This window comes from Streptomyces sp. NPDC091972, assembly GCF_044756385.1.
Classification (GTDB): domain Bacteria; phylum Actinomycetota; class Actinomycetes; order Streptomycetales; family Streptomycetaceae; genus Streptomyces.
Map to the genome: position 1 here is coordinate 595,863 of NZ_JBIVSV010000003.1, position 21,484 is coordinate 617,346.

Genomic DNA, 21,484 nt, shown 5'->3' on the forward strand with positions numbered 1-21,484 from the left:
GCGGGACAGCACGTCCCGCCGCGGAGCCGGAGCGCTACCGCCGGACGGACGGCTTCACGTCGACGTCCGCCGCCCGCACGAACGCCACCCGGTGGCCGTACTGGATCTCGTAGTACCGGTCCTCGCCGACGACGACCTTGTGCGAGTCCGTCGTGAAGGTCACCGCGTAGTAGTACTCACCGGGCACCTTGTCACCGACCACGTACGACTGGCCCTTGAGGACCTTGTACGGCAGCGGCGACACCGCCTGCGCGGGAACTCCCGTCGGATAGGCGGAGGCCTCGGGGTAGGCGCGGCCGTACACCGGGACGCTGTCGAGGCCCTCCTTCGGGGTCACCACGAGGCCCGCGGCGTTCACCGCGGTCGGGTCGCTCGCGGGGTTCCTGAACCAGGCCTTCTGGCCCAGGTACCAGATCGCCGTCCAGTCGCCGTCCCGCCCGGCGACCGCGTACTGCTGGCCGGTCGAGACCCGCGACGACAGGTCGTTGACGTCGACGGTCGGGGCCTTGCCGCCCAGACCGACGTCGGTGATGAGGGGCGAGTTCTCGTCGGGGGCCGAGTAGAGCCGTACCTCGCTCGAACCGTGGGCCGCGCAGGGCTCGCCCTTGGTGACGCAGCCGGTGTACAGCGGCCGGTTGGTGGCGTAGTCGGGCCGGATCGTCACCAGGCCGCCCTGCCTGGGCGCGGTCGCCCGGAACGGGTGGCCCAGCAGCTCGAAGTAGTGCCGCCAGTCCCAGTACGGGCCGGGGTCGGTGTGCATGCCGGCCACGGTCGAGGTGGTCGGGCCCGGCACGTTGTCGTGGCCGAGGATGTGCTGCCGGTCCAGCGGGATGCCGTACTTCGCGGAGAGGTACTTCACCAGCCGCGCCGAGGACCGGTACATCGCCTCCGTGTACCAGGCGTCCGGGTTCGCCAGGAAGCCCTCGTGCTCCAGGCCGATCGACTTGGCGTTGACGTACCAGTTGCCCGCGTGCCAGGCCACGTCCTTCGCCTTCACGTGCTGGGCGATGTGACCGTCGGTCGAGCGCAGGGTGTAGTTCCAGGACACGTAGGTCGGGTCCTGCACCAGGTTGAGGACACCGTCCCAGGCGCCCTCCGTGTCATGGATGACGATGTACTTGATGCTCTGCGACGCCGGACGGTCGCCCAGGTCGTGGTTGCCGTAGTCGTTGTCCCCGAACTGCTCGTACGGCGCCGGGATCCACTCGCAGGACACGCTCTTCGGGCACTCGGTGTTCGCCGCGCTCAGCTTCCTGAGACCTGTCCGGGCCAGCTGCGCGGTGTCCGGGGCGAGCTCCGGGCGGGCCGCCAGGGCGATGTGCTGGCCGGCGTCCGTGGTGCGTTCCTCGCCGGTGCGCAGCACGTCGAAGACGTCGTTCGCGTACGCCGCCGCGGTCGCGCTGTCGTCCGCGCCGGAGAAGCGGGCCACCGCGCCGTACCAGTCCGCGGGGTCCTGGCTCAACGGCTCGCCGAGGTCCTTCTGCGCGGCGGCCAGCAGCGCGGCACCGCCCGCGACGTTGGCCGCGGGGTCGGTGCGCAGGTCCTGTGCGCTCAGGCCGGTCAGCTCGGCGGCCCTCGGCAGGGTTTCCAGGCGGCCGGGGAGACCGGCCGGCTCGGGGACCTTCGTGTCGGGCAGCAGGGCCGCGCGGGCGCTGTCGCCGCGCGCGTCCTCCGTGCCCTCGCTGTGGTGCGGCGCCGAGGCGAGCGCGGTACGGGCGTCGGTCAGGTGCATCGGACCGTAGCCGCCGGTCACGCTGGGCGCACCGGCGTGCGTGTCCCAGCGGGACTGGAGATACGAGACCCCCAGCAGGACGCTCTGCGGCACGTGGTACTCGGCGGCCGCCGCGGCGAAGGCCCGCTGGAGACCGGCCGAGGAGTCCCCGGCCGACGACGGGGCCGCGCCCAGCAGGGGCAGCAGCAGGGCGGTACCGGCCAGCGTGCCGAGCACCCTCCGGGTGGCTCTGTTGGAGTCGGTGGCGGATCCTCGCAATGCAGCCTCCAGGGACGATCGAGCGCGATGAGCCGAGCGGGGCCGGGCGTGCGTCAGTGCTACCGGCTTGTCGACGATCCGTCAATCATGCCCAGGCGCAGGGGATTTCCCACGTCAATCCGGGTTCACGGGAGTTTCGTGGCGGACGCCCCGCGGGCCTGCGGGGCGTCAGTGGCGTACACCATTGACCGGTTGCCGAAGGGCTGCGGACATACGACGGTCCGCGGTGCGCCGCTCCACCGGGCGCACCGCGGACCACCGTCCCCGTCAGCGAGTGCCGACCGCCGCGCGTACGGCCCGACGGGCCAGCTGGCAGTCGTCGTGCAGTCGCCTCAGCAGCAGCCGCTGTTCCTCGCCGGACGGCGCAGCACCGGGGTGGGCCGCTCCCGGTGCCGCCGGGGTCGAGTCGTGCATCGAACGCTGCACGGCCGTCTCATAGGTACGGATCTCACGCGTCAGGACCAGCATCAGGTTCACCAGGAACGCGTCCCGTGACGCCGGGCCCGCGGACTGGGCGATCTGGCTGATCTGACGGCGTGCCACGGGGGCGTCGCCGAGGACCGACCACAGCGTCGCCAGGTCGTACCCCGGCAGGTACCAGCCCGCGTGCTCCCAGTCCACCAGCACTGGACCGGCCGGTGAGAGCAGGATGTTCGAGAGCAGTGCGTCGCCGTGGCAGAACTGGCCCATGCCCTGCCGGCCCGCGGAGTGCGCGATGCCGTGCAGCAGCTTCTGGAGGTCGCCCATGTCCCGGTCGGTCAGCAGCCCCAGCTCGTGGTAGCGGGAGATGCGGGACGCGTAGTCGAGCGGGGCGTCGAAGGTGCCCGCGGGCGGACGCCAGGCGTTGAGCCGGCACACCGCGCCGAGTGCCGCCCGGATGTCCGCGCGCGGCGGAGCCTCCGCCGGATGCCGGTGCAGGGCCGCCACGCGGCCGGGCATCCGCTCGATGACCAGGGTGCAGTTGTCCGGGTCCGCCGCGATCAGCCGCGGCACGCGCACCGGAGGGCGGTGCCGGACGAACGAGCGGTACGCGGCTATTTCGTGCCGGATCCGGTCGGCCCATACGGGGGAGTGGTCGAGTAAACACTTGGCGACAGCCGTGCTGCGCCCCGTCGTGCCGACCAGCAGCACGGAGCGCCCGCTGCGGCGCAGCACCTGCACCGGGGCGAACTCCGGGCAGATCCGGTGCACCGACGCGATCGCCGTACGGAGCTGGGCGCCCTGGGGGCCGGACAAGTCGAGTCTCCCGCTGAGCGGTTGGGTACCGAGCCCGGGGACGCGTCGTGCCCTGCCCGTACCCGGTACGGGGGCCGTCGGCCGCGCGGGGTCGAGGTAGGGGCCGCCACCGCCCGCCGGGCGGAGGTGCGGCGACCGGGGCGGGGCGGACACGGAGGACGATGCTGCGTACATGGGCGAGACAGATCCCTTCGTGTGCCTGCTGTGCCTGGAGAAGCAGCGCGCTGCCCGGCCCGGACCACCGGGTGCACCCTGGGGAATGTCCCTGTGCGGTCCGGGTCGGGGTGGCGCGTTCCTACCTCAGCGCATATGCCGCGTGGCACACCATCTGGCGCACCCTGGCGAACCCTGGCGAATAGTCCCGGAGCAACTGACACGGGGCTACTGTCAACTCAGCCGAGAACCTGGGGGCTTGACGTGAGCGGACAACCCAACACCCGACTCTCGGACCTGTTCGGCCTGGCCGGCTGGTCCAAGGGTGAACTCGCGAGGCTGGTCAACCGGCAGGCGGCGGCCATGGGCCATCCGCAGCTCTCGACCGACACCTCGCGGGTGCGGCGGTGGATCGACATGGGAGAGATCCCGCGCGATCCGGTGCCGCGGGTGCTGGCGGCTCTGTTCACCGAGCGTCTCGGCCGTGTCGTGACCATCGAGGACCTCGGTCTGGTCCGGCACGGGCGTACGGGGAAACGGCAGGGCGACGGGAGCGCGGAACATCCCGACGGCATGCCGTGGGCGCCCGACCGGACCGCCGCGGTCCTCACCGAATTCACGGGAATGGACCTCATGCTCAACCGACGCGGCTTGGTGGGCGCGGGTGCCGCGCTCGCCGCGGGATCCGCACTCACCAGTGCCATGCACGACTGGCTGCACACCGATCCGGCCCTCACCGCCGATGCCCCCCATTTCGACGACCCCCTGCACGCCGACCCCGCTGGGTTCGACCGTTACGAGGCCGCCCCCATCGGGTCGCAGGAGATCGAGGAACTGGAGCGCTCGGTCGAGGTGTTCCGGGCCTGGGACGCGGCCCGCGGCGGCGGGCTGCAGCGCAAGGCCGTCGTGGGCCAGCTCAACGAGGTGGGCGGCATGCTCGCCTACCGGCACCCCGACCACCTCCAGCGGCGCCTGTGGGGCGTCGCCGCCAACCTGGCCGTCCTCGCGGGCTGGATGTCCCACGACGTCGGCCTCGAACCCACCGCCCAGAAGTACTTCGTGATCGCCGCCCATGCCGCGCGCGAGGGCGGTGACCGGCCCCGCGCCGGCGAGGCGCTCTCCCGTGCCGCCCGCCAGATGGTGCACCTGGGCCGGCCCGACGACGCGCTCGACCTGATGAAGCTCGCCCAGTCCGGCTCCGGGGAGGAGGTGCTGCCCCGCACCAAGGCGATGCTCTACACCATCGAGGCCTGGGCACAGGCGTCCATGGGCAAGGGGCAGGCGATGCGCCGCACCCTCGGACAGGCGGAGGACCTCTTCGTCTCCGACAAGAGCGACGTGCCGCCGCCGAGCTGGATGCAGACCTTCAAGGAGGAGGACCTGTACGGCATGCAGGCCCTGGCCTACCGCACGCTGGCGGAGCACGAGCCGGGTGCGGCCGCGCACGCCCAGCACTACGCGGAGAAGGCCCTCGCCCTGCGGGTCGACGGACGCCAGCGGTCGAAGATCTTCGACTTCCTGTCGATGGCCTCGGCCTGCTTCATCGCCGACGACCCCGAACAAGCGGACCGCTACGCGCGGTTGGCGCTGGTGTCGATGGGCTCCAACTCCTCCCACCGCACCTGGGACCGGCTGCGTCAGATGTACCGGCTCACCGCCGAGTACTCCAGCTACCCGAAGATCAACGAACTGCGCGAGGAGATCAGGCAGGCGCTGCCGAAGCCGAAGGGAAGGGGTGGCAACAGCGCACGTGCGTGAGGTTGTTATGAAGTCACCCTGGCGATGAGCACACAGGCGTCGTCCTCGCGCTCGGTGGCGCCGAACTCCTCCACGACCGTCCGTACGCAGTCCTGTGCGGTGTGCGCCCCGCCGAACCGGGGGGCGAGGGCCAGGAGGCGGTCCACGGCAGCCGTGTCGCCGTGTCCCGGCACCAGTCCGTCCGTGTGCAGCAGGAGGAGGTCACCCGGTTCGAGGGTCTCCTCGGCCTGCGTGTAGACGGCTCCGGAGGTCGCGCCGAGGAGCACGCCTTCGGGGGAGTCCAGCCTGCGCCCCGTCCCGCCCCGGAACAGCAGCGGGGCGGGGTGCCCGGCCTGCGCCCAGACCAGGGTGCGGGACTCGGGTCGGTAGCGGCAGCAGACCGCGCTGCCGAGGGCCGGCTGCACGGTGGCGTCGAGCAACTGGTTCAGCAGGGACATCAGTTGGCCGGGCTGGGTGCCCGCCATCGCCATGCCGCGCACGGCGCCGAGGAGGGTCGCCATGCCGGAGGCCACGGAGACTCCGTGGCCGGTGAGGTCGCCGACGCTGAGAAGGGTCTCGCCGTCGGCCAGTTCGAGTGCGTCGTACCAGTCGCCGCCGATCAGGGTGTGCGCCGACGAGGGCAGGTGGTGGGCGGCCAGGTCCAGGGTCTCGGTGCCGCGGTGCGGGAGCCGCAGGGAGCCGCGCCACGGCGGCAGCACGGCCTCCTGCAACTCGACCGCGAGCCGGTGTTCGCTCTGCGCGCGCTGCCGGTGGCGTTGTAACGAGTCACGGGTCTCGCTCACCGCCCGTTCACTGCGGCGCAGCTCGCTGACGTCCCGCAGCACGGCCCACATCGAGGCGGTGCTGCCGTCGGCGGCGAGCACCGGCTCGCCCATCATGTGGACGGTGCGCACCTCGCCGTCCGGCCGCACGACCCGGAACTCGCCGTCTATGCGCTTGGCGTCGACCAGACAGGCCGTGACCATGACCGTCAGCTGCGGCCGGTCCTCGTCGAGCACCAGGGAAGGGAGCTCGTCGAGGGTGAGCGGGGGAGCGCTGCGGTCGCGGCCCAGGATCTCGTACAGCTCCCCGGACCAACTGGCCTCGTCCGTCAGCAGGTTCCACTCCGCGCTGCCGACCCGGCTGAGCAGCGAGCCGCGCCGGGGAGCGGGCGGCGCGGTTCGCGCGGCGGTCTCCGCGCCGGATGCCGACGGCACGGGCGGCGGGCCGTCCCGCAGTTGCGCCAAGTGCTCGTCCAGATCGCTGAGTTGGTGCAGCGCGAGGTCGTAGAGCGCGCGCTGCCAGCGCTCCTGGGGGTCTGTGTCGTCGATGGGCGCGTCCCGTCGTACGGCGTCCACCTCACCCTTGAGCCGTCGGGTCTGCGATATGAGCGCGTCGACCGAGCCGCGTCCGGGCGGCTGGGCGGCGGGGCGGTCCGCGGAGAGGTGGGACGGCATGACGCACTCCGATGCGGGGACGGTTCGACCAAGGCGGGACGGAGGGACCGTTACGACTGTTGCACAGGCCGCGACGCGCTGTAAGGGATTTGGCAACACACGATCCGGTGGTGCTTCTGGCATATGCCACAGTCTTCACGGAGTGCTCGTACCGGGCGGGTTGTCCACCCCTTTCCGGTCCTCAAGTCGTAGGGGGCGTACGTGACTTGAGGGGCCGAAGGGGTGGCCGAGGGGCTCTTCATTCGTGCGTTCGACGACCCTGTGTTCTAAGGAGTGTGGCACGGGCGGATCGTGCGGCCATCAGTGTGATGCAGGTCACATAATTCGCCCCCGTTCAGACGTAATGCAAAGGGCCCCTGCGAGCTCCTAAGAACATGGACACGACCTTCGAGCAGCCCGCCCCCGCCCGTCTGATCACCGCGGAGAACCGGGAGCTGCCCGTCCCCGCGACCCTGCGCTACGGCTCCGCCGACCCGCTGGCGGTGTGCGTCGACTTCCCGGCCGAGGTCTGCCTGGACGGGCAGGCGGTGACATGGACCTTCGCCCGCGCCCTGCTCGAGGAGGGGCTGCGCGGACCGGCCGGCGGCGGGGACGTGCACATCTGGCCGTGCGGCCGGGACGTCACGGTCGTGGAGTTCCACTCGCCGTACGGCCTCGCCCTCCTCCAGTTCCCCACGCCCACCCTGCGCGACTTCCTGCTGCGGAGCTACGCGGTCGTCGGTGCCGGGCAGGAGGACCTCGGCGAGGCCGTCGAGCGGGGGCTCAGCGCCCTCTTCGGCAGCGTGTGAGCGGCGGCCCGGTCACCGTCGTCCCGCTCAGTAGCGCAGCACGCCCGCGATCCCGTCGGCGCCGCCCAGCGTGCCGTCCGGGACGAAGCGGACGTCGGCGCCCGTCTCCAGGCACTGTTCGACGATCTCGTCCACGATGTCCTCGCGGGCGTCGAGGTCACCGCTCTCGGCCGGGACCAGATGGTCGCCGCCCTCGTCGCGGACCGTCACCCGGTAGTTCTCCTCGACGGCCAGCAGGCGTACCCGGCCCTCCCGGGCGCTCTGCCAGATCTCGTCGACGCCGGCCGCGAACGCCCGCCGCCCGCGCGCCGATTCGAGCTCGCGGGTGACCGCGTCGGTGCTCCTGCGCGCCTCCGCGGCGACCACCGGAGCGATCGCCTGCCACACCGCGTCCGGGGTGCCGTGCGTGAGCCCGCCGTGCGGGACGTGCACCGCCTCCTTCGTGACGCTGCCGACGTCGTCGAGGGCGGACAACGCCCCGGTCTCGCCGGTGACGTACAACTGCCGCGGTTCCTCGCGCAGGAGTTTCGCCAGGGCGGCGTCGACGTCCCGGAAGAAGTGTCGGGTGTCCTCGTCCCGGAAGGTGCTCGGCATGTCGCCGATCCGCTCCAGGCGCTCGGCGTCGAAGTTCACCCGGGTCCTGGTCAGCGGGAAGCCCCCGGCCCGGTGCTCGACGACCCGGTCGACGCCGCCGTTCCACAGGGTGGCGCGGTCGGCGGAGACCGACAGCACCCAGAACGGCCGTTCGGAGGCCTGCGCGGAGACGAGGTTGCGGGTCAGGAAGGTGTCCGAGAGCACCACGCGCTCCGGAACGGCACGGGCCAGGGACCACACCTGGTGCTCGCCCGGCGCGGCGAAGATCGCCAGTCCGTCCTCGGCGTGCGCCAGATCGATCTCGGTGAGGGCCTGGTCGAGCTGCCGGACGACGTCGATGCGCCGCTCCCGGGGGACCGCGGGGTCGGCCTCCAGTTGCTTCTTGGCCTCGGCCACCACATTGCGCAGCCGGACCGGGTCCTGGGCGTTCTCTGGTTCGCGGCGGTGGGTCGGCGTCAGCACGGACACCGCCGGATAGGGGCGCGGTCGGCGCAGTTCGGAGAGGGTCGCAGGGCTGAGTGCGTGCTCCATAACAGCACCATAGGACCGATCCGCCGATCAGGCATTTGGGGCAACTCGATCGGGCAATCAGGTCATTTCATTGTTAACGTGATGATCTCATGGCAAAGAACGACATCGAGATCCAGGCCCCCGTTACCCCGGCGAAGCTGAGTCTCCCGACGCTGACCACCATGGTCGTCGGTTCCATGGTCGGCGCCGGTGTGTTCTCGCTGCCCCGACGGTTCGCCCAGGAGACGGGCGTGGCGGGGGCGCTCATCGCCTGGGCCGTGGCCGGCACCGGCATGCTGATGCTGGCCTTCGTCTTCCAGAACCTCGCCGTCCGCCGCCCCGACCTCGACGCCGGCGTGTACGCCTACGCCAAGGCGGGCTTCGGCGAATACCTCGGCTTCTTCTCGGCGTTCGGCTACTGGGCGAGCGCCTGTGTCGGCAACGTGACGTACTGGGTGCTGATCATGTCGACGATCGGGACCCTGGCGCCCGCGCTCGGCGAGGGCGACACCGTGCTCGCGGTGGTGCTCTCCTCGGCCGGCCTGTGGCTGTTCTTCGCGCTCATCAGCCGGGGAGTGAAGGAGGCGGCGGCCATCAACCGGATCGTCACCATCGCCAAGGTGGTGCCGATCCTCGTCTTCGTGATCCTCGCGCTCTTCTACCTCAGGCCGTCCGTGTTCGCCGACAACTTCGGCGGCGCCGACTACGCGGGCTCACTGTTCCAGCAGGTCAAGGGCACCATGCTGGCAACGGTCTTCGTCTTCCTGGGAGTCGAGGGCGCCAGCGTCTACTCCCGGCACGCCCGCCGCCGCGAGGACGTCGGAAGGGCCACCGTGCTGGGCTTCCTCAGTGTCTTCGCGACCTTCGCCTCGGTGACCATCGTGTCGTACGGCCTCATGCCGATGAGCGAGATCGCCGAGCTGCGCCAGCCCTCCATGGCGGGCGTCCTGGAGCACGCGGTCGGCACCTGGGGCAAGGTCTTCGTGAGCGTCGGCCTGATCGTCTCCGTGCTCGGCGCCTACCTCGCCTGGACGCTCATGGCCGCCGAAGTGCTGTTCGTGGCGGCCAAGGACGACGACATGCCGCGGTTCCTGAGGCGCTCGACGGCGGCCGACGTCCCGGTGCCCGCGCTGGTCCTGACCACCCTGCTGAGCCAGCTCTTCCTCGTCGTCACCCTGTTCTCCGACGACGCCTTCAACTTCGCCCTGGACCTCACCAGCGCGCTGACCCTGATCCCCTTCCTGCTCGCGGCCGCGTTCGCGGTGCGGATCGGGGTGCGGGGCGAGCTGGTGGTCGCCGTCCTCGCCACGCTCTACACCGCGTTCCTCATCTACGCCGCCGGCTTCAAGTTCGTCCTCGTCTCCTTCATCGTCTACGCCCCCGCCACCGCGCTGTTCGTGATGGCCCGCAAGGAGCAGGGCAGACGGCTGTTCTCGGCGCGCGAACTCGTCGTCCTCGGCGTCTCGATCGCCGGCGCGGTCCTCGGGATCGTCGCTCTCGCGCTGGGCTGGATCAGCCTCTGACCCTCGTACACGCTCGGAAAGGTGCACCTCGTGACCGGTACCGCATACGGCGTCCACTCCGAGGTCGGAAGGCTGCGCAAGGTGCTGGTCTGCGCGCCCGGACTCGCCCACCGCAGACTCACCCCCACCAACTCCGACGACCTGCTCTTCGACGACGTCATGTGGGTGGAGAACGCCCAGCGCGACCACGCCGACTTCGTCAACAAGCTGCGGGAACGGGACGTGGACGTCGTCGAGCTGCACGACCTGCTCGCGCAGACGATGGCGGTCCCCGGGGCCAGGGACTGGCTCCTCGACCGCAAGATCGTCGCCAACGAGGTCGGCATCGGCCTCATCGACGCCACCCGCGCCTACCTGGAGACCCTCGAACCCGACCGGCTCGCCCGCTACCTGATCGGCGGCCTGGCCACCACCGACCTGCCCGAGGAGTACCGCTCCGCCCACATCGCGCTGGCCCGCGAGTCGACCGGCGTCCGCGAGTACCTGATGCCGCCGCTGCCCAACACCCTGTACACCCGGGACACCACCTGCTGGCTCTACGGCGGCCTCACCCTCAACCCGCTGTACTGGCCGGCCCGGCACGACGAGACGCTGCTGATGAAGGCCGTCTACACCTTCCACCCCGACTACGCGGGAGCCACCGTCTGGTGGGGCGACCCCGAACGGGACTGGGGGCAGGCGACGTTCGAGGGCGGCGACATCATGCCGGTGGGCAACGGCGTCGTCCTGATGGGCATGAGCGAACGCACCTCCCGGCAGGCGATCACCCAGGTGGCCGCCGCCCTGTTCGAGAACGGTGCCGCCGAGCACGTCGTCGTCGCGGGGATGCCCCGGCTGCGCTCCGCGATGCACCTGGACACCGTCTTCACCTTCGCCGACCGCGACCTCGTGACCCTCTACCCGGCCATCATGGAAGCCGTCCACACCTTCTCCCTGCGGCCCTCCGACAAGGCGCCCGGCATCGAGGTCGTCGACGAGGGCTCGGCGGCCTTCGTCGACGTCGTCGCCAAGGCCCTCGGACTGGCGGAGCTGCGGGTCGTGGAGACCGGCGGGGACGTCTACGCCTCGGAACGCCAGCAGTGGGACAGCGGGAACAACGCCGTCGCCCTGGAACCCGGCGTGGTCTTCACCTACGACCGCAACACCCAGACCAACACCCTGCTGCGCAAGGCCGGGATCGAGGTCGTCACCATCGTCGGCGCCGAACTGGGGCGCGGCCGCGGCGGCGGGCACTGCATGACCTGCCCGATCGTGCGGGACCCGGTGGAGTTCTGACCGCTCACGCAGGCAGCGGTCCGAGGACGGCGATCGAGCCCTGGGCCACCGCGCACAGGGTCTCGGCGCCCTCCGCGTCCACGGTGCTGAGGTCGCACCGGCACACCACGCGGGTGCGGCCGGCCCGGACGACCCGGGCGCGGGCCCGCAGCACCTCACCGCGGGCCGGCCGCAGGAAGTCGATGGAGAAGCCGGCCGTGGTCACCGCCGGGCCGGCCGCCGAACCCGCCGCGAAGGTGAGCGCGTTGTCCGCCGCGTAAGCGAGCACTCCGCCGTGCACGGTGCCGTGCTGCTGGAGCAGGTCGGCGCGGATGTCGAACTCGAGTGTCGCCGCGCCCTCCTCGAAGGCGGTCAGCCGGGCGCCGACCAGCCTGCTGAAGGGCTGATCCGCCAGCACCTTCCGGGCGAGCTCCGCATCCAGGGTCCGGGTCATCCCACTCCACCTCACTTCACTGGTGAAGTGAGAGTGGCGCCCGTCCCTCCGGTCTGTCAACATCGGCCCATGTCCGAGCCCGACGACCAGCGTCTCTACTTCCTGCTCCAGCGGGCCGCCCACCGCCTGCGCACCACCGCGGACCGGCGCTGCCTGGCCGCTGCGGGCGTCACCACGGCCCAGCTCGGCGCGCTGTTCGCCGTGCACGACGAGCCGGGGATCACCCAGCAGCGGCTGGCCCGCACACTCGGCCTGCGCGAGTCGGCCGTGACCGGGCTGGTCGGACGGCTCACCGCGGCGGGCCTCGTCACCAAGGACACGCACCCGCGCGAACACCGGGCCGTCGTCCTGGAGTTGACCGATGCCGGGACCGACGCCCTGCGGGCCGCCCGGCCGGAGATCGACCGCTTCAACGCCGAACTGCGCGAACTGCTCGGCGAGGACGGCTTCACCGGCGCGGCGACGGCCATGCACCGGCTCGCCCACTGGGAGTCCTAGCGGGCCGCTCTCAGTCCTCGTTCTCGGCCCCGCACGAGCTGCCGTCGGGCGGCAGGCTGCCGTACAGCAGGAAGTCGTCGACCTTGCGGTGCACGCACTTGGAGGAGCCGTAGCCGGTGTGGCCCTCGCCCTTGTTGTCGAGGACCACGGCCGAGTCGCCGAGGCGCTCGGCGGTCTCCACGGTCCAGCGGTACGGCGTCGCCGGGTCGCCGCGGGTGCCCACGAGCAGGATCTTCGGGGTGGGGACGTCGCGGACCTTCTCGCGGATGAAGTCGGTGCCCTTCGGGCGGCCGTAGCACATGAGGTACTCGGTGAGCCGGTAGCGCCCGAACACCGGGGACGCCTCTTCGTAGGCGGCGCGCAGCCGGGTCATCTCCCCGGCGATCCGGTCGGCGCCGGGGCGGTCGGGATCGTCCGCGCAGTTGACCGCCATCAGCGCCGCCGGAAGATTGTCGAAGGGTACGTCCTCCACGTCGGAGAGGGGGGTGTGCGTCGGGTCGTCGGAGGGCGGGCGCGCGCGGGTGAGGAAACCGGAGCCGCCGCCCGCGAAGGCGATGACGCCGGTCGTGTCGCCGTCCTCCACCAGCTCGGCGAGCGCCCGCTCCAGTGAGGGCCACAGATCCTCGCTGTAGAGGGCCTGGCTGATGGCGCCCACGAGGTCCTGGCCGGTGAAGGCGGGGCCGAAGTCCGTCGGCACCGGGTCCTCGTCCAGCGACGCCACCAGGCGCAGGACCTGCTCCCGGGCCCCGCGCGCGTCGGTGCCGAACGGACAGGCGATGTCCTTCACGCACCAGTCGACGAAGTCCTCCAGCGCCGTCTGCTGACCGGCGGCGCCCGCCACGCCCTGCTCGGACAGCGGCTCGGTCAGGGTGTCCACCCCGTCCAGCACCAGCCGGCCCACCTTCTTCGGGAACTGGGCGGCGTACACCGCCCCGAGCCGGCTGCCGTAGGAGAAGCCGAGGTAGTTGAGCTTCTTGTCGCCGAGGGCCTGGCGCATGACGTCCAGGTCGCGCGAGACGTTCACCGTGCCGATGTGCCGGAGCACGGGCCCGGAGTGCTTGGCGCACTGGGCGGCCGCGTCCCGCAGCCTCCCGAGCACCGATCGCGGGTCCTGGGCGACGGCCGTCTCGTCGTCGGTGGCCGCCAGCGCCTCGTCGGTGCCGGCGCCGCAGCTCACCGGCGAGGACCTGCCCACGCCGCGCGGATCGAAGGACACCACGTCGTACTCGTCGGTCAGGCCCATGAAGTCGTCGCCGCCGGCCGCGAGCGCGGGGACGCCCGCACCGCCAGGGCCGCCGAAGTTGATCAGTACCGAACCGCGCTTGTGCCGGGCCGTGGACCGGTAGCGGGCGAGTGCCAGGTCGAGGGTGCCCGCGCGGGGCCTCGTGTAGTCGAGGGGCACCGTGACCTTTCCGCACTGGAGGTCCTTCGGTGTCTCCATGCCCACACACTTCGACCACTTGATCCTCTGGCTGTAGAAGCGCGACAGGTCCGGTCCGGAGCCGTCCGCGGCCACGGCCGGCAGCCCGGCGCCGAGCAGGGCGAGCCCCACGGCTCCGGACACGGCGCATCGCCGCCTCGTCACCTTGGCGAGCATCCATGCCTCCAAGGACGCCCATCGGCGCCCTCGATCACGATAAGCGGCCCTGTGGCCGTACGCCTCCGGACGAGCGATCACCGACGGACCTCACCGTCCGTGTCCGCTCACCGCCGCCCGTCCGCCGTCACCGCCGTGAGCAGCACCATCCCGGAGTCCCCGTAGTCCGGCAGCGTCGGATCGGCGTCGACGCGGGTGACGGACAGCTCCCGGGTGAGGGGTGCGAACACCTCCGTGACGGACTCCGGGGACACGGGACAGCCCGGCCAGCGCGAGGTCGGTCCGATGCGGTAGGTCGGCATGTTCTCCATGAACGCGGCCACCAGGTAACCGCCCGGCACCACACACTGGGCGAACGCCCGGCAGAAGTCGGCGAACTCGGCGAAGTCCTCCGTGGCCCCCTCGGCGACGAAGTGCATGGACGCCAGCCCGTACCCTCCCGGCTCCAGGTCCCGGACGTCCGCGTGCACGACGTGCACCTGCGCCAGCGATCCCGCGAGGGTCCGCGGCAGACCGGGATTGAGACGCCGGCACAGGGCGTGGAACGGCACCCAGCTCGCGTCCGGACCGCAGACGATCTGCCGGTGCAGATAGGCCACGTTGCCCGCGCCGGCCTCGACGGCGTCCACGTGCCGGCTCGCCGCGGACGCGAGGATCAGCGGGTACACGTTGGGCCCGGCACCGAACTCCACCGAGCGCGCGATCCCGCCGGGGGGCAGACGCCGGTAGAACGCGGAGTGGTGGGCGATCACCTCGGCGTCCGCGCGGTGCAACTCCCGGTAGTTCTCGGCGAGGTAGTCGGCGACCGGCCAGCGGTCCCAGTCCACGTCGTCGTTGTGCGTCGTCACCGTCGCATCCACCTCCTCAGGTCCGCGGGCGCAGCCGGAAGCGCCCTGCCAGCCCGGTCAGCGCGGCGTTCAGCCGGTCGATGTCCTCGTCGGAGTTGAGTGCCGTGATCTGCACCCGGAAACCGACCCGGTCCCGGGCCACGAGCGGATGGGCGGCGAGCGTCACGTAGATGCCCTCCTCCCACAGGAACGCGGCGACCGCGTCGAGATCGGCCGGGTCGGCCAGCGGGATCTCCACGATGGGCAGCCGGTCCCGGTTGAGGGTGCTCACGTCGAGCTCCGCGAGATGGTCGAGCACCCGCAGGGTCTTGCGGTAGAGGTCGGCCCGCAGCGCGTCCCCCCGGCGGTCGTTGACCTCGAGGCCGGCCAGCGCGGTGGCCAGCGACGCCGTGGGCGAGGGACCCGAGTACAGATAGGGGGCCGCGGTCGTCTTGAGACGGTTCTTGAGGGCGGTGGGCAGCGCGAGGAACGCGAGCAGCGACGAGTACGCCTTGGAGAAACCGCCGGCCAGCACGATTCCGTCGTACGACTCCCCGGTGTGCCGCACCACGCTGTTGCCGCGCCGGCCGTACGGACAGGGCTCGTCCGGGGCGCGTTCCCCGATCACCCCGAAGCCGTGCGCGTCGTCGACGTACAGCGTCGCACCCCGCCTGCGGCACAGCGCGGCCAGCACGGGCAGGTCGGGGATGTTGCCGGTCATGCTGTTCACGCCGTCCATGCAGACCAGCCGGGTGGTGCGCCCGGGCACGGAGGAGAGCAGCGCGTCCAGTTCCTCGGGCCGTTCGGCGTGGAAGCGGTGCAGGGTGGCGCCCTGGCCGCGGGCGACCACACAGCCGTCGTACACCGTGCGGTGGGCGCTCGCCTCGACGAAGACGTGACCGCCGTCGGCGAGGACCGGGATCACCGAGGCGTGGATGAGGGTCAGCGTCGGCAGCAGCAGGGTGTCGGGGGCGCCCAGCAGCGCGGCGAGGCGTTCCTCCAGCGCGGGGTACAGCCGCGGACTGCCCAGCAGCCGCGACCAGCTGGGGTGGGTGCCCCACCGGCGTACCGCGGGATTGATGCGGGCGGCGATCTCCGGGTCCCAGTCGAAGCCGAGGTAGTTGCAGGAGGCGAAGTCGGTGAGCCAGTGGTCGCGGCAGCGGATGCGGCGACCGCGCACCTCGTCGATGACCGCGTCGCTCATCGGACTGGTGCGCCGCAGGTGCTCCAGGTCCGCCGAGCGCTTCCCGGCGGCCGCCGACGGCGCGGAACGGCGGGCCGGGCGCCCGTTCGCGCCACCGGAACCCGGGGCGAAGCGGCCGCCGTCCTGGCGCAGCACCCGTTCGCTCTGCAGAACCGTCATGGGGCGGGCGAACAGGAACCCCTGCCCGAACCGGCAGCCCATCGCGGCCAGCATGTCCCGCTGCGCCGGATCCTCGATGCCCTCGGCGATCACCTGGAGCCCGAGCGTGTCGGCGATGCGGACGATGCCCTCGACGAGGGCGACCTGCCGGGCGTCACGCGTGATGTCGTCGATGAACGTCTTGTCGATCTTCAGCATGTCGATGGGGAAGTCCCGCAGGTAGCGCAGCGAGGAGAACCCGGTGCCGAAGTCGTCGACCGCGATGTGCACCCCCAGCTCCTTGAGGGCCTGAAGCACACCCTGGATCTGGGCGTCCCGGCGCAGCAGCACCGTCTCCGTCAGCTCCAGCTGAAGGGACCCCGGGGCCAGCCCGGGGGTCCGCAGCGCCCGGCCCACCTGGTCCACGAACCCGGCGTCCCGGAACTGCCGCGCGGACACGTTCACGCTCACGTAGGGCGGAGCCGCGGGCGCCGGCAGCCGCTGGAGGCCCGCGATGTCGACGACGGCGTTCTCCAGCACCCACGACCCCAGCGGGGCGATGTGCCCGGTCTCCTCGGCCAGGCTGATGAACTGCTCGGGCGAGACGGGCTGGTGCGGGGCCCGCGGCCAGCGCACCAGCGCCTCGAAGCCGACCACCTCGCCCGCGTCGATGTCCACGACGGGCTGGTAGCGCAGGGCGAACTCCTGCGCGGCGACCGCCCGGGCGAGCCGGCTCTGCAGGTCGTGCCGCTCCACCATGCGGGCGTGCAGCATCGGCCGGTAGCGCCGCCACTGCCGTTTGCCCGCCGCCTTGGCCGCGTACAGCGCCAGGTCGGCATGGCCGAGCAGCTCCTCGGCGTCGGTGCTGTCGCGGGCCGTGGCCACGCCCACACTGGCCGAGACGGTGACCGACTCCTCGCCCAGCACGAAGGGCCGGGTGAGGGTCTGCACCACCTGGGCCGCCAGCAGTTCGGCGTCCAACGGCTCCCGGGCGTCCTCCATCAGTACGGCGAACTCGTCGCCGCCCAGCCGGGCCGCGGTGTCGGTACGCCGGAGGGTGCGGGTCAGCCGGTTGCCGACGTCGACCAGGAGATGGTCGCCCGCGGAGTGCCCCATGGTGTCGTTGACCTGCTTGAAGTCGTCCAGGTCGATGAAGAGCAGACAGGTCAGGGACGACTCGCGGCTGCCGCGCAACAGGGCGCGTTCGATCCGCTCCAGGAGCAGTGTCCGGTTGGGCAGACCGGTCAGCGAGTCGTGGAAGGCGCGCTGCGTCAGCTCGTGCTCCAGCCTGCGCTGCTCGGTCACGTCGCGCAGGGTGACCACCAGGCCGGCCACGGTCCGCTCGTCGCGGAAGTCGCTGCACCGCACCTCCACCTCCACCCGCCCGGACCGGTGCCGCACCCACCAGTGGTCGTGGGAGACGCTCGGCCCGTGGTCGCGTACGGCGGTCAGCTCGCGGGCCGCCCGGTGCCGGTCGCGGGGGTCCACCAGGTCCGGCAGCGAGGTGCCGACGAGGTCCGCGGTGCCGAACACGGCCGCGGCGGAGGGACTGGCGTACCGGATGGTGTCGTCGTCCTCGACGATCAGGATGACGTCGGAGGTGTTGCGCACCAGGGTGCGGAAGTAGGCCTCGCTCTCCTGGCGGATCACCTCCTGGCGCAGCAGGACGCGTTCCATGGCGAGCCCGGCGTGGGAGGCGAGGATCTCCAGGGAGCCGCGCGTCTCGGTGAGCGGCCCGGGCGGCCCGGCGACCAGTAGGACGCCGGGATCATGGGTGGCCGGGCGGTCGGGCGAGGTCATGGGGCACACCTGGACCGCCGGCAGCCCGTCCAGCCGTTCCGCGACATCGGGCCCGAGGTCGGGCGGGGCCGCCCGGCGGGCCTCGCGGGGATGCAGGGGCGCGGCCTCCTCGGCCGACAGCAGGAGGGTGCGGTGGCGGACCGCCGGCCCCAGCAGCATGGCGACGGCCACCTCGCAGGACCGTACGACGTCCTGCTGCCGGACCGCGGACACCAGGGACCCGGCCGCCCGGCGCAGGGCCAGTTCGCGGGCCACCGCGCCCCGGTGGGCCACCACCATGCCCGCCAGCCGCAGGATGACCAGCACGAACAGCAGGGCCGAGAAGGCGCCGATCACCGCCGCGTGGTGGGCGCTGTGGGTGACGGCCTCGTACAGCAGCATCCCCGGCACGACGAGGGTGACCGCCGCCGGCATCACGAGCCGCCGGGGCGGCGGGAGCGGGGCCTGCCGCTGGGGCACGGCGGCGGTGAGCGCCGCCATCGAGGGGTGCAGCGCGGCCAGGCCCCAGGCCGTGTAGAAGACGATCCACCCGGAGTCCATCAGGGTGCCGGCCTGCCAGAGGGAGTTGAGCTGGAGGATGCCGTACGCGATGTCGAAGCCGAGCAGGGTCAGCGTGCCGACCACCAGGAGCTGCACCGACCGGTTGGGCCCGTCGACCGGGCTCGTGGTCAGCAGCCGGGCCAGCAGGGCGAGGACCAGCACGTCACCGAGGGGGTAGGCGATGCTGATGGCCCGCTGCTGCCAGGTCAGGCCCTCCACCTCGGCGAGCGGCTGCACCAGGTACACCCACACGGGCAGCGCGAGTCCCGCGGTGAAGATCAGGGCGTCGAGCAGGCTGGGCAGGTCGTGGCTCGCCCGGCGGTAGCGGATGAGGCCGTACAGGCCGGCCGCGAAGAGCGGGTAGGTGGCGAGGTAGCTGGCGTCGGCGGGGGAGGGGAAGGGGTTGGAGGCGTCGAAGTACTCCTCCAGGACGTTGTAGTACGTGTCGCCCGTGATGAAGGTGAGCAGGCCCGCCGCCAGCGCCCACCAGGGCCAGCGGTGGGCGGGCCGGTGCAGCCGGACGCCGACGAGCACGGCGCAGACGCCGGAGAGGCCGATCACGGCCCACAGCGGTGTGCGCGCGGCGGGGACCGTCATGTAGACGAGCGTGGCGACGGCGACCAGACAGACATGGGCTGCCGTCGCCCGGCGTGCCCACTGCAAGGCGAGCGCCTCCCCCCACTGGCCACTGGAGGAGACCGGGTCTTCCACCTGGTCCGGGACCTTCCGATCCTAGGCACGGGCAGTGACGGCCTGCATCCCGGAGGACGGCGGTCAGCGCCGGTGGAACCGGTGGTGCAACTCTCGTACACGTTCCGTGAACTCGGGCACCGGGCCCTCCACCACCACGCCCGGGGCGATCTCGTTGACCGGCAGGGTCCGCACCGGCGGTGCCGGGACGCCCGACTCTTCCAGCCACGCGGCCAGTTGCGCGGACGAGGCGACGTAGACGATGCGTCCCAGGCCCACCCAGGCGTGCGCGGCGGCGCACATCGGACAGTGCTCGCCGGAGGTGTACACGGTGGCCGCGGCCCGCTCCTCGGGCGTGAGGTGCGCCGCGGACCAGCGGGCCAGCTCGAACTCGGGGTGGCGGGTACGGTCACCGGAGGCCACGCGGTTGTGGTCCTCGGCGAGGATCTCGCCCCCGGCGCCCACCAGGACCGAGCCGAACGGTTCGTCCCCGGCCTCCAGTGCCTCGGCGGCCAGCTCGACACAGCGGCGCAGATACGGCAGTTCGCTCTCTTTCACGACCATGCCCCGAGCCTAGGATCAGCACGGCCCGGGCGGAAACGCGTTCCGCCGGCCGCCGGACCCCGGCCGCGCGGTCCCCCTGGAACGGTGGTGTGCGCGGTGGCCGGGCGGCCGTAAACATCGTTGCCGCGCGGGCGTCCAGGTGGTGAAGTGAGCACATGGATCATGTTGCGGTACTCGCCCTCTACGACCGGGACATGCGCGAAGGCGCACAGCCGGACGGTCCCGGGGCACGTGTGGAGCGAGTCGGCGGCGTGGTCCGTCAGGTCGCCGCCGAGCACGGCTGGAACGGCGTCGTCTGGTCCGGCCTGGACGCATCGAGCGCCGACGCGGCGATCGCCGAGCAGATCGCGTACTACACCGGGCTCGGCCGGGAGTTCGAGTGGAAGCTGTACGGCCACGACCTGCCCGTCGACCTCGGACAGCGGCTGCGGGCGGCCGGGTTCACGCCCGAGCCCGAGGAGACGCTGATGATCGCCGAGGTCGCCGACCTCACCCTGGACGTCGAGCCGCCCGAGGGGGTCCGCTTCCTCCCGGTCACCGACCGCGCGGGCGTCGACCTCGTGGCGGACGTGCACGAGAAGGCGTTCGGCACCGACAGCTCCCGGCTGCGGCACCAACTGCTCGCCCGGCTCCGGGACGATCCCGACACCGTCGTCGCGGTCGTCGCGCTCGCCGGTGACGTGCCGGTCAGCGCGGCCCGCATGGAGCTCGTGCCCGGCACCCGCTTCGCCGGGCTGTGGGGCGGCGGCACCGTCGAGGGCTGGCGCGGCCGTGGCATCTACCGCGCCCTGGTCGCCCACCGCGCCCGCGCCGCCATGGAGCGGGGCTACCGCTACCTCCAGGTCGACGCGATGGCCACCAGCCGCCCCATCCTGGAACGCCTCGGATTCGAGCCGCTGACCATCACGCAACCGCACGTGTACCAGCCGTAGAGCCGGGCGCCGCACGACGGGCCGGCGGCCCCGATGTCACATCCGGGCTCGCCCCGTCCGTCGCACCGGTATGACGACGAACCAGAACCAGAGCGTCCTCCTCGCGGGCGCGAGCGGCGTCCTCGGCCGCCACATCACCAAGGCGCTGACCGACGCGGGCCACAAGGTCACCGCCCTCGGCCGGAGCCCGGTCAACGGCGTCCGGGCCGACCTCATGGACCGTGACGCCCTGCTGCGGGCCGTGGACGGACAGCACTTCGACACGGTCGTGCACGCGGCGACCGCCCTGCGCAAGGCGCCCATGCGCCACCGCGACATGTACGCCACCGACGCCCTGCGTGTCGAGGGCACCGCCCATCTGATCGAGGCGGCCCGGGCCACCGGGGCCCGCCGCTTCGTCAGCGAGTCCATGGTCTTCGGATACGGCTACGGCGACTTCGGCGACCGCCTGATCACCGAGGACGACGACTTCGGACCGCAGGGCACCGACCCGCGGCTCGAACGGCACGTCGCCGGCATGCGCACCAAGGAGCGACTCACCTTCGAAGCGTCCGGTCTGGAGGGAATCGCGCTCCGCTTCGGGCTCTTCTACGGCCCCGGCGGCACCGAGGCACTCCTGCCCCTGCTGCGCAAGCGGCAACTGCCCGCCCCCGCCGACCGCGGCCGGGTCCTGCCGTGGATCGAGCTCACGGACGCGGCCCGCGCGGTGGCCGCCGCCGTCGAACACGGGCGCCCGGGGCAGGCGTACAACGTCGTGGACGGCGACCCGCTCGGCTTCCGGGCCCATCTGCTGTGCGTGGCCGAGGAGTTCGGGGTGCCCGAGCCGCTGACCGTACCGCTGTGGACGACCAGGCCGATGGCCTACGTGCACACCATGTTCTCGTCGAGCATGCGGGTGTCGGCGGCGAAGGCCGAGCGGGAACTGGGCTGGACGCCCAGGTACCCCTCCTGCCGCGACGGTCTGGCCGCACTGCGGGCCGCCACCCGGTGACCGACCC

Annotated in this window: 16 protein-coding genes; 7 read left to right on the forward strand and 9 right to left on the reverse strand. The window is 72.0% G+C overall.

Translation table 11 applies throughout. From position 1 onward, the window contains the following. Nucleotides 1-34 precede the first annotated feature (34 nt). Both ACIQJT_RS11800 and ACIQJT_RS11805 read right to left on the reverse strand, forming a co-directional pair. On the reverse strand, nucleotides 35-1,990 hold the full coding sequence (locus ACIQJT_RS11800) for an N-acetylmuramoyl-L-alanine amidase (protein WP_402642342.1): 1,956 nt from the start codon (nucleotides 1,988-1,990) through the stop codon (nucleotides 35-37). Between the two features lie 267 nt (nucleotides 1,991-2,257). Then, nucleotides 2,258-3,400: an aminoglycoside phosphotransferase family protein gene (locus ACIQJT_RS11805; protein WP_053846854.1), complete on the reverse strand. Its 1,143-nt coding sequence runs from the start codon at nucleotides 3,398-3,400 to the stop codon at nucleotides 2,258-2,260. A 243-nt stretch (nucleotides 3,401-3,643) separates the two neighbouring features. Between ACIQJT_RS11805 and ACIQJT_RS11810 the strand changes: the two genes are divergently transcribed. Continuing rightward, nucleotides 3,644-5,137, forward strand: a complete 1,494-nt coding sequence (locus ACIQJT_RS11810; protein WP_365449296.1) for a hypothetical protein — start codon at nucleotides 3,644-3,646, stop codon at nucleotides 5,135-5,137. Between the two features lie 5 nt (nucleotides 5,138-5,142). Here ACIQJT_RS11810 and ACIQJT_RS11815 read toward each other — a convergent pair whose 3' ends face one another. Then, nucleotides 5,143-6,573 (reverse strand): PP2C family protein-serine/threonine phosphatase, encoded by a 1,431-nt coding sequence (locus ACIQJT_RS11815; RefSeq protein WP_402642347.1) that lies wholly within the window; start codon nucleotides 6,571-6,573, stop codon nucleotides 5,143-5,145. Nucleotides 6,574-6,947: 374 nt separating this feature from the next. On the opposite strand from ACIQJT_RS11815, the gene ACIQJT_RS11820 reads away from it, so the two are divergent. Further along, a complete protein-coding gene (locus ACIQJT_RS11820; protein WP_365449300.1) occupies nucleotides 6,948-7,361 on the forward strand; it encodes an SsgA family sporulation/cell division regulator in 414 nt (137 codons plus the stop codon). Between the two features lie 27 nt (nucleotides 7,362-7,388). Here ACIQJT_RS11820 and ACIQJT_RS11825 read toward each other — a convergent pair whose 3' ends face one another. After that, nucleotides 7,389-8,486: a chemotaxis protein gene (locus tag ACIQJT_RS11825; protein ID WP_402642350.1), complete on the reverse strand. Its 1,098-nt coding sequence runs from the start codon at nucleotides 8,484-8,486 to the stop codon at nucleotides 7,389-7,391. Nucleotides 8,487-8,575: 89 nt separating this feature from the next. Between ACIQJT_RS11825 and ACIQJT_RS11830 the strand changes: the two genes are divergently transcribed. Both ACIQJT_RS11830 and ACIQJT_RS11835 read left to right on the forward strand, forming a co-directional pair. After that, complete coding sequence (locus tag ACIQJT_RS11830; protein ID WP_402642353.1) at nucleotides 8,576-9,988, forward strand: basic amino acid/polyamine antiporter; 1,413 nt, start codon at nucleotides 8,576-8,578, stop codon at nucleotides 9,986-9,988. A 30-nt stretch (nucleotides 9,989-10,018) separates the two neighbouring features. Beyond that, the gene (locus tag ACIQJT_RS11835; protein ID WP_402642355.1) at nucleotides 10,019-11,263 is read left to right on the forward strand and encodes an arginine deiminase; all 1,245 of its coding nucleotides are present in this window, start codon (nucleotides 10,019-10,021) and stop codon (nucleotides 11,261-11,263) included. Nucleotides 11,264-11,267: 4 nt separating this feature from the next. Here the strand turns inward: ACIQJT_RS11835 and ACIQJT_RS11840 are convergent, their stop codons facing one another. Beyond that, the gene (locus ACIQJT_RS11840; protein WP_402642358.1) at nucleotides 11,268-11,696 is read right to left on the reverse strand and encodes a PaaI family thioesterase; all 429 of its coding nucleotides are present in this window, start codon (nucleotides 11,694-11,696) and stop codon (nucleotides 11,268-11,270) included. Between the two features lie 69 nt (nucleotides 11,697-11,765). Here ACIQJT_RS11840 and ACIQJT_RS11845 point away from each other — a divergent pair, with 69 nt between their 5' ends. After that, nucleotides 11,766-12,194: a MarR family winged helix-turn-helix transcriptional regulator gene (locus ACIQJT_RS11845; protein WP_402642361.1), complete on the forward strand. Its 429-nt coding sequence runs from the start codon at nucleotides 11,766-11,768 to the stop codon at nucleotides 12,192-12,194. Between the two features lie 10 nt (nucleotides 12,195-12,204). Here ACIQJT_RS11845 and ACIQJT_RS11850 read toward each other — a convergent pair whose 3' ends face one another. From ACIQJT_RS11850 to ACIQJT_RS11865, 4 genes are all read right to left on the reverse strand, one after another. Then, nucleotides 12,205-13,791: an alpha/beta hydrolase gene (locus tag ACIQJT_RS11850; RefSeq protein ID WP_365449312.1), complete on the reverse strand. Its 1,587-nt coding sequence runs from the start codon at nucleotides 13,789-13,791 to the stop codon at nucleotides 12,205-12,207. A 107-nt stretch (nucleotides 13,792-13,898) separates the two neighbouring features. Then, a complete protein-coding gene (locus ACIQJT_RS11855) occupies nucleotides 13,899-14,639 on the reverse strand; it encodes a class I SAM-dependent methyltransferase (protein WP_402642363.1) in 741 nt (246 codons plus the stop codon). A gap of 16 nt (nucleotides 14,640-14,655) precedes the next feature. Beyond that, the gene (locus ACIQJT_RS11860; RefSeq protein ID WP_402642625.1) at nucleotides 14,656-18,897 is read right to left on the reverse strand and encodes an aminotransferase class I/II-fold pyridoxal phosphate-dependent enzyme; all 4,242 of its coding nucleotides are present in this window, start codon (nucleotides 18,895-18,897) and stop codon (nucleotides 14,656-14,658) included. Between the two features lie 177 nt (nucleotides 18,898-19,074). Continuing rightward, on the reverse strand, nucleotides 19,075-19,554 hold the full coding sequence (locus ACIQJT_RS11865; protein ID WP_402642365.1) for a nucleoside deaminase: 480 nt from the start codon (nucleotides 19,552-19,554) through the stop codon (nucleotides 19,075-19,077). Nucleotides 19,555-19,709: 155 nt separating this feature from the next. Between ACIQJT_RS11865 and ACIQJT_RS11870 the strand changes: the two genes are divergently transcribed. Both ACIQJT_RS11870 and ACIQJT_RS11875 read left to right on the forward strand, forming a co-directional pair. Next, the gene (locus ACIQJT_RS11870; protein WP_402642367.1) at nucleotides 19,710-20,486 is read left to right on the forward strand and encodes a GNAT family N-acetyltransferase; all 777 of its coding nucleotides are present in this window, start codon (nucleotides 19,710-19,712) and stop codon (nucleotides 20,484-20,486) included. A 70-nt stretch (nucleotides 20,487-20,556) separates the two neighbouring features. Then, nucleotides 20,557-21,477 carry an NAD-dependent epimerase/dehydratase family protein gene (locus tag ACIQJT_RS11875; RefSeq protein WP_402642370.1) on the forward strand — a complete coding sequence of 307 codons (921 nt, stop codon included), beginning with the start codon at nucleotides 20,557-20,559 and terminating at the stop codon, nucleotides 21,475-21,477. The last annotated feature ends 7 nt before the right edge of the window (nucleotides 21,478-21,484 follow it).

Coding starts and splice junctions, on each gene's coding strand:
- ACIQJT_RS11805 (WP_053846854.1), bottom strand. CDS start 3,400: ATGTACGCAGCATCGTCCTCCGTGTCCGCCCCGCCCCGGTCGCCGCAC.
- ACIQJT_RS11815 (WP_402642347.1), bottom strand. CDS start 6,573: ATGCCGTCCCACCTCTCCGCGGACCGCCCCGCCGCCCAGCCGCCCGGA.
- ACIQJT_RS11820 (WP_365449300.1), top strand. CDS start 6,948: ATGGACACGACCTTCGAGCAGCCCGCCCCCGCCCGTCTGATCACCGCG.
- ACIQJT_RS11825 (WP_402642350.1), bottom strand. CDS start 8,486: ATGGAGCACGCACTCAGCCCTGCGACCCTCTCCGAACTGCGCCGACCG.
- ACIQJT_RS11830 (WP_402642353.1), top strand. CDS start 8,576: ATGGCAAAGAACGACATCGAGATCCAGGCCCCCGTTACCCCGGCGAAG.
- ACIQJT_RS11840 (WP_402642358.1), bottom strand. CDS start 11,696: ATGACCCGGACCCTGGATGCGGAGCTCGCCCGGAAGGTGCTGGCGGAT.
- ACIQJT_RS11845 (WP_402642361.1), top strand. CDS start 11,766: ATGTCCGAGCCCGACGACCAGCGTCTCTACTTCCTGCTCCAGCGGGCC.
- ACIQJT_RS11850 (WP_365449312.1), bottom strand. CDS start 13,791: ATGCTCGCCAAGGTGACGAGGCGGCGATGCGCCGTGTCCGGAGCCGTG.
- ACIQJT_RS11860 (WP_402642625.1), bottom strand. CDS start 18,897: ATGACGGTCCCCGCCGCGCGCACACCGCTGTGGGCCGTGATCGGCCTC.
- ACIQJT_RS11865 (WP_402642365.1), bottom strand. CDS start 19,554: ATGGTCGTGAAAGAGAGCGAACTGCCGTATCTGCGCCGCTGTGTCGAG.
- ACIQJT_RS11870 (WP_402642367.1), top strand. CDS start 19,710: ATGGATCATGTTGCGGTACTCGCCCTCTACGACCGGGACATGCGCGAA.
- ACIQJT_RS11875 (WP_402642370.1), top strand. CDS start 20,557: ATGACGACGAACCAGAACCAGAGCGTCCTCCTCGCGGGCGCGAGCGGC.